General features: G+C 69.4%; 16 protein-coding genes and 3 pseudogenes. 9 read left to right on the forward strand and 10 right to left on the reverse strand.

Translation table 11 applies throughout. From position 1 onward, the window contains the following. Positions 1-89: 89 nt before the first annotated feature. The 3 genes and pseudogenes from ACZ60Q_RS13020 to ACZ60Q_RS13030 all read right to left on the reverse strand — a co-directional run bounded on the left by ACZ60Q_RS13020 (position 90) and on the right by ACZ60Q_RS13030 (position 1,293). The gene (locus tag ACZ60Q_RS13020) at positions 90-692 is read right to left on the reverse strand and encodes a class I SAM-dependent methyltransferase (protein ID WP_469632484.1); all 603 of its coding nucleotides are present in this window, start codon (positions 690-692) and stop codon (positions 90-92) included. A gap of 62 nt (positions 693-754) precedes the next feature. Beyond that, positions 755-1,015 (reverse strand): annotated as a pseudogene (locus tag ACZ60Q_RS13025) (TerD family protein); the annotation flags it as partial. Between the two features lie 8 nt (positions 1,016-1,023). Beyond that, positions 1,024-1,293 carry a twin-arginine translocase TatA/TatE family subunit gene (locus ACZ60Q_RS13030; RefSeq protein WP_469632770.1) on the reverse strand — a complete coding sequence of 90 codons (270 nt, stop codon included), beginning with the start codon at positions 1,291-1,293 and terminating at the stop codon, positions 1,024-1,026. On the opposite strand from ACZ60Q_RS13030, the pseudogene ACZ60Q_RS13035 reads away from it, so the two are divergent. After that, positions 1,199-1,626, forward strand: a pseudogene (locus ACZ60Q_RS13035) (GTP-binding protein); the annotation flags it as partial. The gene ACZ60Q_RS13030 and the pseudogene ACZ60Q_RS13035 sit on opposite strands and share 95 nt — an antisense overlap. A 27-nt stretch (positions 1,627-1,653) precedes the next feature. On the opposite strand, the gene ACZ60Q_RS13040 reads toward ACZ60Q_RS13035, so the two are convergent. Next, positions 1,654-2,082: a PPOX class F420-dependent oxidoreductase gene (locus ACZ60Q_RS13040; protein ID WP_469632485.1), complete on the reverse strand. Its 429-nt coding sequence runs from the start codon at positions 2,080-2,082 to the stop codon at positions 1,654-1,656. 141 nt (positions 2,083-2,223) lie between these two features. Between ACZ60Q_RS13040 and ACZ60Q_RS13045 the strand changes: the two genes are divergently transcribed. The 3 genes from ACZ60Q_RS13045 (at position 2,224) to ACZ60Q_RS13055 (ending at position 4,402) form a co-directional block, all read left to right on the forward strand. Beyond that, positions 2,224-2,637, forward strand: a complete 414-nt coding sequence (locus ACZ60Q_RS13045; RefSeq protein ID WP_007459393.1) for a roadblock/LC7 domain-containing protein — start codon at positions 2,224-2,226, stop codon at positions 2,635-2,637. Positions 2,638-2,746: 109 nt separating this feature from the next. Then, the gene (locus ACZ60Q_RS13050; protein ID WP_469632488.1) at positions 2,747-3,874 is read left to right on the forward strand and encodes a DUF6397 family protein; all 1,128 of its coding nucleotides are present in this window, start codon (positions 2,747-2,749) and stop codon (positions 3,872-3,874) included. Between the two features lie 39 nt (positions 3,875-3,913). Beyond that, the gene (locus tag ACZ60Q_RS13055) at positions 3,914-4,402 is read left to right on the forward strand and encodes a GNAT family N-acetyltransferase (protein ID WP_469632773.1); all 489 of its coding nucleotides are present in this window, start codon (positions 3,914-3,916) and stop codon (positions 4,400-4,402) included. A 54-nt stretch (positions 4,403-4,456) separates the two neighbouring features. Here ACZ60Q_RS13055 and ACZ60Q_RS13060 read toward each other — a convergent pair whose 3' ends face one another. After that, positions 4,457-5,158, reverse strand: coding sequence for a histidine phosphatase family protein (locus ACZ60Q_RS13060; RefSeq protein WP_469632490.1), 702 nt, complete (start codon positions 5,156-5,158; stop codon positions 4,457-4,459). Positions 5,159-5,407: 249 nt separating this feature from the next. On the opposite strand from ACZ60Q_RS13060, the pseudogene ACZ60Q_RS13065 reads away from it, so the two are divergent. After that, a pseudogene (locus ACZ60Q_RS13065) lies at positions 5,408-6,059 on the forward strand (LAETG motif-containing sortase-dependent surface protein). 96 nt (positions 6,060-6,155) lie between these two features. On the opposite strand, the gene ACZ60Q_RS13070 reads toward ACZ60Q_RS13065, so the two are convergent. Next, on the reverse strand, positions 6,156-8,285 hold the full coding sequence (locus tag ACZ60Q_RS13070) for a SpoIIE family protein phosphatase (RefSeq protein WP_469632493.1): 2,130 nt from the start codon (positions 8,283-8,285) through the stop codon (positions 6,156-6,158). A 342-nt stretch (positions 8,286-8,627) separates the two neighbouring features. Here ACZ60Q_RS13070 and ACZ60Q_RS13075 point away from each other — a divergent pair, with 342 nt between their 5' ends. Beyond that, positions 8,628-9,731: an enoyl-CoA hydratase/isomerase family protein gene (locus tag ACZ60Q_RS13075; RefSeq protein ID WP_469632495.1), complete on the forward strand. Its 1,104-nt coding sequence runs from the start codon at positions 8,628-8,630 to the stop codon at positions 9,729-9,731. 30 nt (positions 9,732-9,761) lie between these two features. On the opposite strand, the gene ACZ60Q_RS13080 is transcribed toward ACZ60Q_RS13075, so the two are convergent. Then, entirely contained in the window at positions 9,762-9,989 is a 228-nt protein-coding gene (locus ACZ60Q_RS13080) for a hypothetical protein (RefSeq protein WP_469632498.1), read from the reverse strand. A 65-nt stretch (positions 9,990-10,054) separates the two neighbouring features. Continuing rightward, positions 10,055-10,546 (reverse strand): hypothetical protein, encoded by a 492-nt coding sequence (locus ACZ60Q_RS13085; RefSeq protein ID WP_469632501.1) that lies wholly within the window; start codon positions 10,544-10,546, stop codon positions 10,055-10,057. Between the two features lie 206 nt (positions 10,547-10,752). Between ACZ60Q_RS13085 and ACZ60Q_RS13090 the strand changes: the two genes are divergently transcribed. After that, positions 10,753-11,595, forward strand: a complete 843-nt coding sequence (locus tag ACZ60Q_RS13090; protein WP_469632504.1) for a pentapeptide repeat-containing protein — start codon at positions 10,753-10,755, stop codon at positions 11,593-11,595. A gap of 30 nt (positions 11,596-11,625) precedes the next feature. Here ACZ60Q_RS13090 and ACZ60Q_RS13095 read toward each other — a convergent pair whose 3' ends face one another. Together ACZ60Q_RS13095 and ACZ60Q_RS13100 are read right to left on the reverse strand one after the other, a co-directional pair. Further along, entirely contained in the window at positions 11,626-12,144 is a 519-nt protein-coding gene (locus tag ACZ60Q_RS13095; RefSeq protein ID WP_469632506.1) for an SRPBCC family protein, read from the reverse strand. A gap of 362 nt (positions 12,145-12,506) precedes the next feature. Continuing rightward, positions 12,507-13,241, reverse strand: a complete 735-nt coding sequence (locus tag ACZ60Q_RS13100; protein WP_469632776.1) for an NADPH-dependent F420 reductase — start codon at positions 13,239-13,241, stop codon at positions 12,507-12,509. Between the two features lie 307 nt (positions 13,242-13,548). Here ACZ60Q_RS13100 and ctaD point away from each other — a divergent pair, with 307 nt between their 5' ends. Both ctaD and ACZ60Q_RS13110 read left to right on the forward strand, forming a co-directional pair. Continuing rightward, positions 13,549-15,222 carry an aa3-type cytochrome oxidase subunit I gene (gene ctaD, locus ACZ60Q_RS13105; RefSeq protein ID WP_469632779.1) on the forward strand — a complete coding sequence of 558 codons (1,674 nt, stop codon included), beginning with the start codon at positions 13,549-13,551 and terminating at the stop codon, positions 15,220-15,222. A 42-nt stretch (positions 15,223-15,264) separates the two neighbouring features. Next, complete coding sequence (locus tag ACZ60Q_RS13110) at positions 15,265-15,606, forward strand: hypothetical protein (protein ID WP_469632508.1); 342 nt, start codon at positions 15,265-15,267, stop codon at positions 15,604-15,606. Positions 15,607-15,712 lie beyond the last annotated feature (106 nt).

The following is a 15,712-nucleotide window of genomic DNA, read 5'->3' on the forward strand; positions in this document are numbered from 1 at the left end:
ACGTGCCCCGACCGGACCATGTGCGGGACCCCGACCGAGCCCGGCTCGGGCGCTTCCTGTACGTCGGCGGCCCGGCCGTGCCCCCGGCCTCAGGCTTGCCTGACGGCGAGGGCGAGAAAACGGTCGTCCTCGTCGGTGTAGGACTCCAGCCGCCACCCCGCACCGGCCAGCAACGCGCGCAGCCCGGGCTCGGCCCGCAGGTCGTCGTCGGTGACGGTCCGTCCCTGGCGTGCGGCGAGGGCGGCCCGGCAGATCGGGTGGAACAGAGCCAGGACCCCGTCCGGCCGGACCACGCGGGCGAGTTCCGCCATATCGGCCTCGGGGCGGGCGAGATGCGAGATCAGCCCCGCTCCGAACACCGCGTCCAGGACCCCGTCACGCAGCGGCAGCCGAGCGACGTCGGCACGCACGAGCGTCCCGCTGTCCCCTCGTCCCGCACGCACCGCCGCCTCCAGCATGGCCGGGGTCAGATCGACGCCCAGCACGGTGCCCTCCGGCCCGACCGCGGCCCGCAGCGCGGGCAGCGCGCGCCCCGTCCCGCAACCCGCGTCGAGCACGGCATCGCCGGGCCGCAGCCCGAGCAGCCCGGCCGCGGCGGTGTAGGCGGGGCCGTCGTCGGGGAACCGGCTGTCCCAGCCGCCCGCGCGCGGAGTGAAGAAGTCCAGGACGTGATGGGTGTGGTCGTCTGCCATGGAGACAGGATCGCGCAACCGGCGCGGGGCGGCATGTCATCACCGGAACCCGGCCTGTCCGTTCAGACGCTGACGCCGTAGTCCGAGGCGATGCCCGCCAGGCCAGAGGCGTAATCCTGGCCGACGGCCCGGAGTTTCCACTCGACGCCGTGACGATACGGCTCGCCGAAGACCATCGCGGTCTCGGTGGAAGCGTCCTCGCTCGGGTCGTAGCGGGCGAGCTCGAAGCCGTTGGCCCGGTTCACCACACGGACGAACGCGTTGCGCACCTGACCGAAGCTCTGTCCCCGGCTCTGGGCGTCGTGGATCGAGACGGGAACACCATCTTGCGCTAGATCTGAAGTGAGCAGCGGTGGGGAGGGACGGATGGGCTGCTGCCCTGGCCTTCCCTCCGTGACGCGGTCAGTGGGCGTTTCCTGTCCTTCATCGCCTTGGCCTCGCTCTTGAGCCTGCGCATGGACTTCCCCAGCGCGCGGGCGATGTGCGGCAGCTTCTTCGATCCGAAGACGACGACCGTGGAGCGGAAGACAGCCACGACCGCAGCGATGAGTTTCGGCCGTATCACCGTCCACTCCGGCCTGACGCTCAACCTGTTCGGCACGCCGGGCCACGACCGTTTCCGATTCCTTTTGGACGAGCTGTTCGAGGGCGCCCTCGCGGCGATCGTGCTCGCGGACACATGGCGTCTCGGGGACTGCTTCGCCGCCGTCGACCACTTCGAGAGCAGGCGAATTCCGCTCCTCGTCGCCGTCAACCGGTTCTCTGGTGCTCCTGACCATACGGAGCGAGATGTCGCCCGGGTGTTCGGCCTAGACCGGGGCACGCCGGTCGTGCTGTGCGACGCCCGCCACCGGGCATCGGAAAAGAAGTCCTGATCCGTACGGTCGAGTACGCCGGGCGCATGCACACGGCCCGACTGCTCGCCTCCGTCGGTCGACCGTCCGGTATCGCGGCCCGTCCGTCAGCCGACCATGTCGGCCATAGCGACCACCTTGTCGATCCGTACCCGTACGACCAGTTCGCCGGGCACGCCGTTGCGTCGGCCGAACTCCTCGGCGGCGTCGGCCCCCACGTAACGGTGGGCGATCAGCGTCGCCCACCGCAGGAGTTCTCCGGGGTCCTCGATCAGCTCGGCATGCCCCTGCACCACTGCGAACGCGTACGGAGGCCGGTCGTCGTCGACGCAGAGGGCGACCCGTCCGTCGTGTGCGAGGTTGCGCCCCTTCACGCTCTCCCTGCCGGTGTTGAAGACCACCGAGTCGCCGTCGAGGAGGAACCAGACGGGCGCGATGTGCGGACTGCCGTCGGTCCGCACCGTCGAAACCTTCGCCGTGCGCGTGCCCTTCGAGAGGAAGGCCCGCCATTCTTCTTCGGTCATGTGGTGTGCCATGGGCCCCATCCTGAGCCCGATCCCCGCATGGCGCGAAGCGGCGCCCCGAGGGGGGAGGGGCGCTTGCCCCCACGGGGCCGTTGCGCGAGGCTTACGCGCGTAGCGGGGCACAAGGAACGAAGGTACGGGGAGGACGAGCACATGCCGCTTGATCGGGGACTTGACTGGCTCCTTGACGATCTCACCAGCAGGGTGCAATTCATACGGCACGCCTTGGTGCTGTCGAACGACGGACTGGTCACCGGTGCCAGCACCGGGCTCGCGCGAGAGGACGCGGAGCACCTGGCAGCGGTCTCTTCCGGTCTGCAGAGCCTGGCGCGCGGCTCGGGGCGCCACTTCCGGGCGGGCCGGGCCCGCCAGACCATGGTCGAGTTCGACGAGGCGCTGCTCTTCGTGACGGCAGCGGGCGACGGCAGCTGCCTGTGTGTGCTGACCGCGGCCGAAGCCGATGTCGGCCAGGTCGCCTACGAGATGACCTTGCTCGTCAACCGGGTCGGCGAACACCTCGGAGTCTCCGTTCGCCAGGGTGGTCCCGAAGACATCGGCCCCTTCTGACCTGCATTTCTCGTCGCCGGTGAAGAGTTATCCACAGGGGTGACGGGCGATGACTCCCTCGAGCTACCGTGATCACGGAGAGTATTCGAGTCGACGGGGGAGGACAGTCGTGACGGTCAAGGAAGTACATCGAGCACACGCCAGGACCCAGGGCGCGAACACCAAGATCCGGGCCGCGCGGGCCAGGACCCGGGACACGCGGGCTGGCGGCACGAGCGTACGGGGCGACGCCCATGCCGGAGACGTCAGCACGGGGGTGGAGGGCGAGGGCGGGCGCACCTCGTCCGCTGCCCCGGCGACGGTAGCGACTGGGCGGGCGGCCCAGGAGCTGGGTGTGCGGCGTGCGGAGTTCGAGCTTGCGGTGCACCTGGGGCTGATCGCCGTCGTCGGCGTACCGGGCGGTGGGCGGCCACGGGTGCACGAAGAGGAGATCGCGCGCCTGAGGCAGCGGCCGGGCTTTCCCGATGGCCTGGCAGAGCGGGTCCGCACCGTCGGAACAGCCGAAGGAGCGGCCCAGCTGGATATCGCTCCGGCGCGGTTCACCCGGCTTGCCCGAGCAGGTTGCGTCTCACCGGTCACGTTCTATCTAAACCGGTATCGTGCGGTCGTCTGGCTCTACCTCGCGGACGAGCTTGCCGCTTTCGAGGCCCGGGAACCCGACCTGCTGGCCGGACGGATGCCTTTGGGAATGCGCACGATGCTTGAGTCGGGCGTCGACTGGCGGTCGCGCAACTGGCGCTCGCAGCGCATCGACCGGCTGCTGAACCGGACTCAGGACCCCTGGGTGCGAACTGCGGTCCAGGCGTCGGCACTGGACCCTGTGCAACTGGCGGAAGTGGTGGACGACCCCTATGAACGCGCCTATCTCGTGCGGGTCCGGCCGGAGCCGGTCTTCGGACGCCCGGGGTCCATGGCGGCGAGAGACGCCATGGGGGAGCTGATGCTTGCCGATGACCCCGACGAGATCCTCTGGCGGCGGGTCAACCTGACGCTGGAGCTGGACAGGGCACGTGAGGACCGGCCGGCCCCGCGTCCCGGGGGCGACGGTGGAATCCGAGCGGCGCCCACAGCCCGGACCGGTGCCGGGACTCCTACCGGGACCGTGATTCCGGCATCCGCCGCCGATCCGGCTCCGCCGTCCGCCTGCGCCGGGGCGTCACACTCCGCTGCGGAGGGCGCGCCGACCGGGAAGAGGCTGCTCGCCAGGTTGGGATGGCGTGGCCGTGGCGCCGGATAATTTTTCGCGTCGATCGTTCGGATGGGCCATCCTGTCCGCATGTTGATCAGGGAAGCAACCTCCGAGGACTGGCCCGTCATCTGGCCGTTCTTCCATGCGATCGTCTCCGCGGGCGAGACGCTCACCTATCCGCCGGATCTTGCCGAGGAGGACGCCGAGGGATGGTGGTTCGTCGCCGCGCCGAGTCGAGTGGTCGTTGCCGTGGACGATGCCGGGACGGTGCTCGGCACCGCGAAGATGAACCGCAACCACATGGGCAACGGATCGCACATAGCCAGCGCCACGTACATGGTCGACCCCGCTCACTCCGGCCGGGGAGTGGGGCGCGCGCTGTGCGACCACACGGTCGACTGGGCTCGCGCCGAAGGCTATCGAGCCATGCAATTCAACGCGGTGGTCGAGACCAACACCCACGCCGTCACGTTGTACCGCTCGATCGGCTTCGATGTGATCGGAACCCTTCCGGAGGGCTTCAAACACCCGACCGAGGGCTATGTGGGGCTTCACATCATGCATAAGGCCCTGTGACGACGGAGCGCCTTCGCGTCGACAGGTCCCCGACTGCGGTTGCGAGCGCGGCGGTCAGCCGAAGGGATGATCCGCAGTCGGTCCCTTATCCGGGCCCGGCGGAGTGCGGCCGGCCGGGCCACCGTCCGCCGCGCCGCTCGCGGCGACCCCCGGGACGACCGTCCCGGCCCAGGAGAGAGCCGTCCATCCCGAGTTCGGTGAGCCCTCGACCACCACCACGCCCGTGTTGTCCAGGCTGTGTTCGGCGGCGAACCCGACCGTGACGTTCCGTGCGCGGGCGGCTGTCCACACCCGGATAGCGGCACCATGACTGACGAGCGCCACGGTCCCGGGCTCCCCGGACCCCGCCGCCTCGGCCACTACGGCGTCGAAGCGGGCCAGCGCCTCCGTCCCGCTCTCGCCCCCCGGTATCCGGCGGGCGATGTCCCCGGCGGACCAGGCGAAGGCGGTCGTCAGGTACTGCCGCACCGCATCCTCGTCGGCCCGCATCTCCAGGTCACCGGCCGACAGCTCGCGGATCCCGTCACGGATCCGGACCTCGATGCCCCGCTCCGCGGCGAGGGGTGCGGCTGTGAGCTGTGTACGGGTCAGGGTGGAGGCGAACAACGCGGCGATGTCCTCCCCGGCGAGGGCCCCAGGGAGGGCGGCTGCCTGCCGCATCCCCAGTTCGGTGAGCCCGGGGCCGGGCAGCGCGGTGTCCAGGAAGTTGCCGACGTTGGACGGTGTCTGGCCGTGACGGATCAGCAGCAATCGCATAGAACGGGTCATGCTCCAGGGCCAGGGGCGCGGGGCGGCGGCAGACAGATGCACAGCCCACCCTCTCATTCGGTCGGACCGGAGGACAGTGCGACGTGAGGGCCTGCCCGCCCTGCCGGAAGTGGCGCGGCTGAGAACGGAGTTGGTGCGACGGGATACGCATGGGGCGACTGCGCCGTTCCTGGGCGATGGCAGTACTGTGCGCCCCACCGCCATTCGGGCGATGTGACGTATCTGGAGGAAGAATCCATGACCATACCCAGGAGATCGTGGCGTGGTGCGGGAGCACTCGTGGCCGCGGCGGTCGTCGGTCTGACCGGAGGCGTCATCTCTGTCGGTCCGGCTGCGGCTCACACCCCCCACCTGGGCCGTGACCTGCTCCGAGGTGACTGTTGATCTCACCAGCTACACGAGCGACGTCCCCAACACGGTGACCGTCACGGTGGACGGCAAGGACCTGCTGCCCACTCAGACGTTCGGCCGTGAGTACCACAAGAAGTTGACGCTTCCCGATCACGACGAGCCGGTGACCGTCCGGCTGGTCGTCAAGGATGCCGACGGCGATGGCAAGCACTCCATCGACCAGGCGAAGACGGCGGAGGTGTGCGACCAGGAGCCCAGCCCCACGCCGCCCGAGCCGACCCCGACCGAGTCGGTCCCGGACGAGCCGCCCCCGTCGGAGACGCCGCCCACCGGGACGCCCGAGTCGAGTGCCACCCCCAGTATGCAGCCCTCGGAGTCCGCGCCCGCCGTGCCCGCACCGAGCCCGAGCTCGCCGGACCTGGCCGAGACCGGCTCGTCGTCGTCGACTCCGGTCATCGGCGGCGCCGCTGTCGCGGTACTGCTGGCCGGTGGCGGCATCCTGTGGGCCGTCCGCAAGCGGCGCACCGCCCGGAGCTGACGCTCCCGCGGTCGAGGGTGTGCCGCATCACCGCGGTGCTGCGGCACACCCCATGTCGTCCGTCACCGCTCCACGTCCGTCACCGCTCCACGTCCGTCATCGCTCCACGTCCGGCGGCGGCGGGCTGGCAGGCGGGGGAGCAGGGCCGATCTCGCACCAAACGGCCTTGCCCTCGCCTCTCGGCTCGATACCCCAGCGCGTGGCTACCGCGTCGAGCAGGAGCAGTCCCCTGCCGGAGGTGGACGTCTCGCCCGGCATACGCCGACGGGGCCAGGCGCTGGACCTGTCCTGGACCGACAGCCGGATCCGTCGCACCGGTTCGGGCAGCAGCTCCAGCGTCAGGACAGCCCCGCCCTCGGTGTGCAGGAGCACGTTCACCAACAACTCGCCCGTGATGAGCTCGGCATCGTCGGCGAATTCGGCCATGCCCCAGTCGGCGAGGGACTGGCGCACGATCGCACGGGCGTCCGAGAGCCCTTCCGGGTCCGCTTGGTGAATGTACTGATGCAGCCGCGGCGCGTGCGACGACCCCACGTCAGGGCTTCGGCGGAGGACCAGGAGTGCCACATCGTCCCCCGACCCCCACCGCTCCCACAGCCGTTCCGACAGGTGATCGGCCAAGGCCTCGGCCCCGGCGGGCCCGGCGCTCACCTCGTTGCGCAGCGCGTCGATCCCGGTGTCCAGATCGGCTCCGGGCTCCTCCACCAACCCGTCCGTGTACAGGACGAATATCTCACCGGGCACCAGGTCCAGCCGGGTCTCCGGGTACTCCTCGTCCTGGAGGTCCGTGGAGGTGCCCAGCGGCAGCCCGCCGCGCACCTGAGGGCTGCCGACCCGCCCGTCGAGATGCCGGATCAATGGGCCGAGGTGCCCGGCCCGTACCACCTGCACCGCTCCGGACGCCAGGTCGATCTGGGCGTAGGCGCAGGTGGCGAAGCGGTCGGTGTCCAGTTCGGCGAGGAAGCGGGACGCCCGGGCCAGCACGGTGGCCGGCGGGTGCCCCTCGGCGGCATACGCGCGCAGGGCGATACGCAACTGGCCCATGATCGCGGCCGCGTGGGTGTCGTGCCCCTGAACGTCTCCCACGACCAGCCCATAACGGTTCTTGGGCAGGGCGATCACGTCGTACCAGTCGCCGCCGACCTGTCGGCCGCTCCATGCCGCGTGGTACCGGACCGCGATCTCGCCGCCCTCGACGTCCTGAATCCGGGGCGGGAGCATCGCGGACTGTAGTTGGGTGGCGAACTCCCGCTCCTCGTCGAAGAGCATCGCCCGTTGCAGGGACTGGGCCACGATGGCGGCGAGGCCCAGGCACAGAATGCGCTCGTCCGCGTTGAAGACCGTGCGCTCGCGGTAGAAGAGGGCCAGACCACCGAGCGACCGGGCCTGGGCCACCAGCGGAAGGTACGCCGCCGCCCTGAACCTCAGCCTCCCGAGATACGGCTCCAGTTCCGGGTAGCGACGGGCCAACGCGGAGAGGGAGGTGATGAACCGGGGGCGTCCGCTGCGGATGGTGTCCGCGAGAGGGAGGTTGCGGTCGAGAGCACCGGAGCCGAGCCCGTCGTGCACCTCGAGCGTCTCGCCGCTCAGCGCGACGATGTTCAGCGTGGAATTCTCCACGAGCCCCAGGGCGAGACCGTCAGCGCCGAGCCGGGCCAGCCCGCCCGGTCCGGTGAGGGCCGCCGTCACGTCGTCCACGGTCACCGCCCGCGACATGACACTTGTTGTCCGTTCAACGATATTGGTCTGGCGCTGCCGCCGCTTTTCCAGATCGAGAACGAAGGCCGAATGGGTGACCTCCGCCGTCGCGTCCCGGACAACCCCTACGATCCGATGGGCCGTTCCGTCCTTCGATCGCAGGATGCGGGCCTGGACATGGGTCCACTGTGTGGTCCCGTCATCCAGCGGCACAGGGAAGTGGACACTGTAGGAATTACTGCCGCCGGTGATGGCCTCGTCGATCGTGACGTCGAGCCGGGCCCGTTCCGCCGGTTCCAGGTGCTCCAGCAGTGCGCCCGGGCGGGCGTCGAACGTCGCCGGATCCACGCCGAACACCATGAGCCCGGCCTCGTCGATGTCCAGGGTCCGGGTGTCCAGGTCCCAGTCGAAGCTGCCGGTCCGATTCATGGCGAGGCGTTCCGTCGGCCGGATCTCACCGTTGGTCTTCCGGTCGATCCGGCGGAGCGTAGAGGCCTCGGTGTCCTGCCGCCGTTCGTCGTCGGTCATGCCAGCTCCGGAGGTCGCCCGGCGGGGCCGCACATCGGCGGACCCCGTAGGCCTATATTGTCGAGCCGCGTCCATCGGAGTGCCACAGCGGTTCGCCCGTGATCCCATAAGCCCGCGTCCCACGCGCCCGCATGCACGCTCCCGTATGCACGCGCTCCTGGAGTGGCCGTGGCGCCGAGTCTCACGTGCCCGTGTCCCGCTCCGGCCACCCCTGGGCGGCTCCGCCCTCCATGGGCCCGCCGCGCCCGACCCGCTCCGGGGGCGCGGACCGGCAGCCGAGGGCCGTCAGCGACCATGGAAGGCGTCCCACGTGTCCACGAGCTCAGCGAGCGGAGCGCACGCATGAACGACGACCGGCCCGTCCTGCTGGAGAAGAGGGGCACATGCCTGCACCTCACACTGAACCGCCCCCGGGCGCTCAACGCCCTCAGCCACACCATGGTGCGGCTTCTCGACGAGGCCCTGTCCCGCGCCGAGCAGGACGAATCGATCGCATCGGTACTGCTGTCCGGGGCCGGCGACCGAGGTCTGTGCGCCGGTGGTGATATTCGAGCCCTGCATGACGACGCACGAGCCTCGGGACGTGCGTCCCTGGAGTTCTGGCGTGACGAGTACCGCCTCAATGCCCGCATCGCCCGATTCCCCAAGCCGTACGTCGCGCTGATGGACGGCATCGTGATGGGCGGGGGAGTCGGGGTGTCCGCACACTGCGGAATCCGTGTCGTCACCGAACGCTCACGCGTCGCCATGCCCGAGACAGCGATCGGCTTCGTGCCTGACGTCGGGGGCACCCGCCTGCTGGCCACAGCCCCCGGCGAACTGGGCACCCATCTGGCGCTCACGGGCCGTTCCGTCGGGGCGGCCGACGCTGTTCTCTGCGGTCTGGCCGATCACCACGTCCCTGCCCGCCTCCTGCCTGCCCTGACCGAGGCACTGGGCGAACCGTCCGGTCAGGACAGGTCGGTGGCGGGCATCGTCCAGCGGTTCGCCACAGAGCCGTCGGCGGGCGAGCTCGCAGCGCAACGCGACTGGATCGACGGTTGCTACGCGGCGGACAGCATGGAGGAGATCCTCCGACAGCTGCGCGAGAGCGGTGTTCCCCTGGCGGAGGCGGCGGCGGACGAACTCCTGACCAAGTCGCCGCTCGCGCTCAAGGTCACGCTCGCCGCAGTCCGTCGGGCAGCCCGTCTCGACAGCCTGGAGGCCGTTCTCGACCAGGAGTTCCGTGTCTCCAGCCGGGCGTTCGAGCACCCTGATTTCGTGGAAGGCGTGCGAGCCCGGATCATCGACAAGGACAACGAACCGCAGTGGAAACCGGGCTCCCTCGCCGAGATCGACGCCGAGGAAGTCGCCCGGTTCTTCGCACCACTCGGCCCCGGCGAACAGGAGCTCGGACTCGCTCCGGGGACCGTGCACACCTCCGTCAACGAGGGAGAGGCCGGATAGGAGAGGCCGGCGCGTGCCCCTCCGCCCCGCCTATCTGTCGCTGCCGGAAAGGCTCGGCTGCAGTGCCCGTACGAGAGCGAACAGTCGGTCCTCGTTGCCCGTCAGCCCCGCGCTGCGCAAGGCATGGTCGGCCTCCCGCATCGGAGAGGTGAGCAGCGGCAGGTAGACCGGTGCGTCGTCGGGGTCAGCGAGCGCTGCCCGGGCGGCCTCCAGCAGGCGAACGTACGCCTGCGCCGCAGCGAGCTCGTCGTTATCCATCTCAGCATCTCCTCCTCAGAGCTGTCGGACCGTCAAGCATCTCCCATGGGTCTGACAACGCGGCCTCATGCCCGGCCGTGCCCGCCGGACAACCCGCTCGGCGGTTCCACCTCCAGGTAGCGCCGTCTGCGAGGCCCTCGGTAGAGCAGGACGGTCCAGCCCAGTTGCCGCAAGGCCGAAGCGCAGCCGGCCAGCGCCTCCTCCTCGTCGTGAGCGGCGCCACTGCCGGGCGGCCCGGACCACTCGACCCGTACCGAACCTGCCGACTCCCCGTTGCTCACCCGGTATCCGGCCGACACACGGCGTCCGGACGGGTCGACGGCCGAAGGCGTGGCCCCCGAGTTCTCCAGCGCCAACGCGATCGCCCTGACCGGGCGGTTCAGTTCCCACAGAGCCGGCGCGGCCACGAGGTCGGGCCGCCCGGCGCCGGTGAGCCGACGGATCTGCAGCAGCCCCTCGAACGCGGTCCGCACCGAAGCGGCCCGTGCCGCAGGCTCGGCGGCCGGTGGGCCGTCGCCGGTCGCGGGCTCGAATCCGCTGCTCTCCTCGCTGCCCATGCGTCCCCCTCGCGATCTATACAGTGCCCAGTGTGCACCGGCAGCGGCAGCGGCCGACAGAATCCTTGGGAGTCGCAAGTGGTCGACAGGTGCTGACAGGGACGACAGGAACCGACGGGAGCGTCGCGCTTGGGCCCCTCGGTAGACTCGTGTGCTCTGCACCCGTACTTTCCGCAGCACCGTATCCATGCGAGGACCCGCCGCCCGTGCCCGACAACGAACCGACCGCCGTGCCCGACAAGGGACGGGAGGCACTGCGTGCGGACTGCGCGAACTGTTTTGCTCTCTGCTGCGTAGCCCTCACGCTGAGGGCCTCTGCGGACTTCGCCATCGACAAGGATGCGGGGCGACCCTGTCCCAACCTTCAGGACTGTTTCCGCTGTGGCATCCACACCAGGCTGCGTCCGAAGGGCTTCTCCGGCTGCACCGTTTACGACTGCTTCGGCGCCGGCCAGAAGGTCTCCCAAGTGACCTACGGGGGCCGTGACTGGCGTTCGTCCCCGGACCTTGCCGCGCAGATGTTCCAGGTGTTCCCGGTCATGCGTCAGCTCCATGAACTGCTGTGGTATCTCACCGAGGCCCTCGCCCTGCCGGACGCACGTCCCCTGCACGCCGAGATCCGCCGGGCCCTGGAAGAGACGGAACGGCACACCACCCGCCCGGCCGTCGACTTCGCGGAACTGGACGTCGTGGGTCACCGCGACCGGGTCGCCGGGCTGCTTCTTCGCGCCAGCGCACTTGCCCGGGCCGCCGCGCCCCGCCGCAAGAAGCACAACCACCGCGGTGCCGACCTCATCGGTGCCCGTCTGCGCGGTGCCGACCTGCGCGCAGCGGACCTCCGCGGGGCCTATCTGATCGCCGCCGATCTCACCGGCGCCGACCTCCGCCTGGCCGACCTCATCGGTGCGGACTTCCGTGACGCCGACCTCTCGGGCGCCGACCTCACGGGAAGCCTGTTCCTCACCCAGGCACAGCTCAACGCCGCCAAGGGCAATGTGAGAACAGCCCTTCCCGGATCGCTGAGCCGCCCTCCACACTGGGCCGTCTGACCACCTGGCCCACCCGACCGTCTGGCTCGCCTAGCTTCCGGTTTCCCGGACGTCCGCCTCCAGGGCCGCCTTGAGACGCTTCAACGTCGTACGGATGTTGCCGCCCTGGAACTGCGCGAAAGTCCTCCCGCCCGTCGCGACGCGGTCGAAGGCGTTGGCGAGGAAGTCAGGCCAGCGACGCCGGTCGTCGGTCCAGGTCTCCGTGACCCGGGTCGCACCGTCCACCGCCTCGAAACGGTAGTCCCACGTGGCGATCGGTCCCCGGAGCAGAGGACGCCGCAGACCGATCGCGTGCACCCGGAAGGCGAAGTGCTCGCCGGGGTCGGCCGCCGTTACCGTGCACCGTGTCGTCCAGCGCGCCGCACCGCGTTTGTTCCGGCCCTCGAAGACCATGCCGACGTACGCACCACGACGCCCGCCGTGCACGGTCGCGCCCCGGTTCTCCGGGCTCCAACGCCCCATAGCCGTGGGGTCGCTGAGCTGTTCATAGACCTGCGCCGGAGTGGCGTCGATGTCGATGCTGTCTGCTACGGACATGGTGCGGGGCACGGTGCGACTCCTTGTTCACGGCCGTTGACGGGCCACGCCCGGGTGCCGCACGGGCCGTGGGCCGACATCCCGGAGCCCATACCTTACTCGTGAGTAGATTCTGTGGGTGTGCCGGTGGGAGTAGTTCCGGGGTGCCACCACGCACATCCGTGGGTGGCTGCCGGACCACCGTGGCGCGGTACGGCACCCGGGCCGTACAGGCCGCGGTCGTCGCCCTGTTGCCCGAGGAGCCGGTGGTCTCGGTGCGGACCACCGTGACGCGCGTCGTCCGAGGGCGGCTGACGCTCCGGCCGGGCGGGTACCCCCGTTTCCCGCCCGGCCGGAGCGGTCGCCCGGTCGTCCCTCCCGCGTGACCCCCGGTGTCAGGCGCGCCACTCCGCCGTGCGCTCCTGCGATGCCTCGGAGAGGGCCTTCACGATGGCGTCGACGTCGCCCTGACTGCCGTACACCGGGGTACCGGGCTGCTGGCGCCAGGAGTCGTCAAGGCCGCCGCTGTCGACCGTGTCGAAGCCCAACTCGTCGATGAGGTCGCGGACCGCCTGCTTGGCCGCCGGGTCGTCGCCGGCCACCGGGAGCGCCTGTCGGCCCGGAGTGCCCTGCGGACGGCCCCGGTCCAGGATGTCCTGGGCGTATGTGCCGTTGAACGCCTTGATCACGGGGCGGCCGATCTGCTGCTCCGTCCACCGGCTCTCGGTCAGCCCGTCCTCGATGGCGGCGATGCGGCCGTCGCGCTGCTGCGGGTAGTAGTTGCCCGTGTCGATGACCGCGGCACCCTCTGCCGCACCGTCGAGGAATCCGGCGGGCAGGCCGGGCACGGCCTTCAGCGGCACGGTGACCACGACTACCTGGGCTCCCCGCGCGGCCTCCGACGCGGGCACCGGCTTCGCCCCGGTCTCTTCGGCGAGGGCGGTGAGTGTCTGGGGGCCGCGGGAGTTGGCGACCGCGACCTCATGCCCGAGGACGGTCAGTCGTCGCGTCAGGTTGCCGCCGATGTTGCCCGCGCCGATGATGCCGATCTTCATGGATCCGACCTTCCGAAGCTTGTCGAGTGGAGAGAGGTGAGGAGGTGAGGAGAGAGGCGGTGGATGAGAAGTGATTCTGTCGGTTCGCCAACTCCGGTTCCGGAGGCGCTATTCCGATGCCCGCGAGGGAATATCCGATCGGCTCCCGGACGTTGACAGGTACTTTCGGTTGCGCCGGTCGAGGACGGAGCGTTCGCCGTAGGCCATATGAGTGTCCTTGTCGGCTGCTCGCCCCGGACGGGGAAGGATGTCCCACCGCACCGATCGCCGCGGGTCCATTCTGGTCGCCGAGTCCACACGGGCCGTCGACCGAAGGAGCGTCGTAGTGACGACGAGGGGCATCTCGCAACCGGTGGAGACCGATACCGCCGACCAGGACGAAATGCCGGTACGGCGCGGTGAACCCGGCAACGTGGTCATCAAGTGGATGACCACCACGGACCACAAGACAATCGGCACGCTCTACCTCGTCACCTCCTTCGCGTTCTTCTGCGTGGGAGGGCTCCTGGCGCTGGTGATGCGGGCCGAGCTGGCCCGGCCAGGTATCCAGCTGATCTCGAACGAGCAGTTCAACCAGGCGTTCACGATGCATGGCACGATCATGCTGCTGATGTTCGCGACGCCGCTGTTCGCCGGATTCACGAACTGGATCATGCCGCTGCAGATCGGCGCGCCCGACGTGGCGTTTCCCCGGCTGAACATGTTCGCGTACTGGCTGTACCTCTTCGGTTCGCTCATCGCGGTGGCCGGCTTCCTCACCCCGCAGGGCGCCGCGGACTTCGGCTGGTTCGCCTACTCCCCGCTCAACGACGCGGTCCGCTCGCCGGGTATCGGCGCCGATATGTGGATCATGGGCCTCGCGTTCTCCGGCTTCGGTACGATCCTCGGCTCGGTCAACTTCATTACCACGATCATCTGCCTGCGCGCACCCGGTATGACGATGTTCCGCATGCCGATCTTCGTCTGGAACGTCCTGCTGACCGGTGTTCTGGTCCTGCTGGCCTTCCCGGTCCTCGCCGCGGCCCTGCTGGCGCTGGAGGCCGACCGCAAGTTCGGCGCGCACGTCTTCGACGCGGCCAACGGAGGCGCCCTGCTGTGGCAGCACCTGTTCTGGTTCTTCGGCCACCCCGAGGTCTACATCATCGCCCTGCCGTTCTTCGGCATCGTCACCGAGATCTTCCCGGTCTTCAGTCGCAAGCCGGTCTTCGGCTATATCGGCCTGGTCGCGGCCACCATCGCCATCGCGGGCCTGTCCGCGACCGTGTGGGCGCACCACATGTTCGTCACGGGCGGAGTGCTGCTGCCATTCTTCTCGTTCATGACCTTCCTCATCGCCGTGCCGACCGGGGTGAAGTTCTTCAACTGGATCGGCACGATGTGGAAGGGATCGCTCTCCCTGGAGACCCCGATGCTCTGGGCCGTCGGGTTTCTGGTCACCTTCCTGTTCGGCGGTCTGACCGGGGTCATCCTCGCCTCACCGCCCCTGGACTTCCATGTCTCCGACTCGTACTTCGTCGTCGCCCACTTCCATTACGTGGTATTCGGCACCGTGGTGTTCGCCATGTTCGCCGGATTCCACTTCTGGTGGCCGAAATTCACCGGAAAGATGCTGGACGAACGGCTCGGGAAGATGACGTTCTGGACGCTTTTCGTCGGATTCCATGGGACGTTCCTCATTCAGCACTGGCTCGGCGCCGAGGGCATGCCGCGACGCTACGCGGACTATCTCGACGCCGACGGCTTCACAGCGCTGAACACGATCTCCACCATTTCCTCCTTCCTGCTGGGCCTTTCGATCCTGCCGTTCTTCTACAACATCTGGAAGACCGCCAAGTACGGCAAGAAGGTTGAGGTCGACGACCCGTGGGGCTACGGCCGTTCGCTGGAATGGGCTACCTCCTGCCCGCCGCCCCGGCACAACTTCGTGACTCTGCCACGGATTCGCTCCGAATCGCCGGCGTTCGACCTGCACCACCCGGCGGTCCGATCCCTGGAGGACGCGACCAACCGCCCCCGGAACTCCACGATCGTCGCCCCGGGTGACCGGCACGAGTGAATGGGGCCCCGGCATTGACGAAGCGACGGATAGGAGGACGGGTTGAAACCTGACAAGGACTACGCCCGGGGCCTGGCGCGACTGGAGGGCTTTCTGCTGTGGAACGCCGAGATCGAGCGCGCGCGACGACAGGCGCGCCGGTTCACCGACCGGTTGCCCTGGTTGACCACAGCGCAGCGTGAGGACGTCGAGCGGGTGTTCATCGCCGAACGCGTCGCCGCTTCACGGGAGTCGCTGTCCCACATCCGGGCCCGCGTGGACGAACTGCGCGAGGAGTACGCCGGGCGCTATGTCCGGCTCCGGGCCCGCTGCGTCGCCGTCTCGGCCGGCGCGGTGGGCGCGGCGACCTGCCTCGGCACGGCGCTGACGTTGGTCCTACGCTGACTCGGTGGGACTCGGTGGGACTCGGTGGGACTCGGTGGGACTCGGTGGGACTCGGTGGGACTCGGTGGGACTCGGTGGGACTCGGTGGGACTCGGTGGGACTCGGT

Source organism: Streptomyces sp. NPDC104313, from assembly GCF_055583985.1.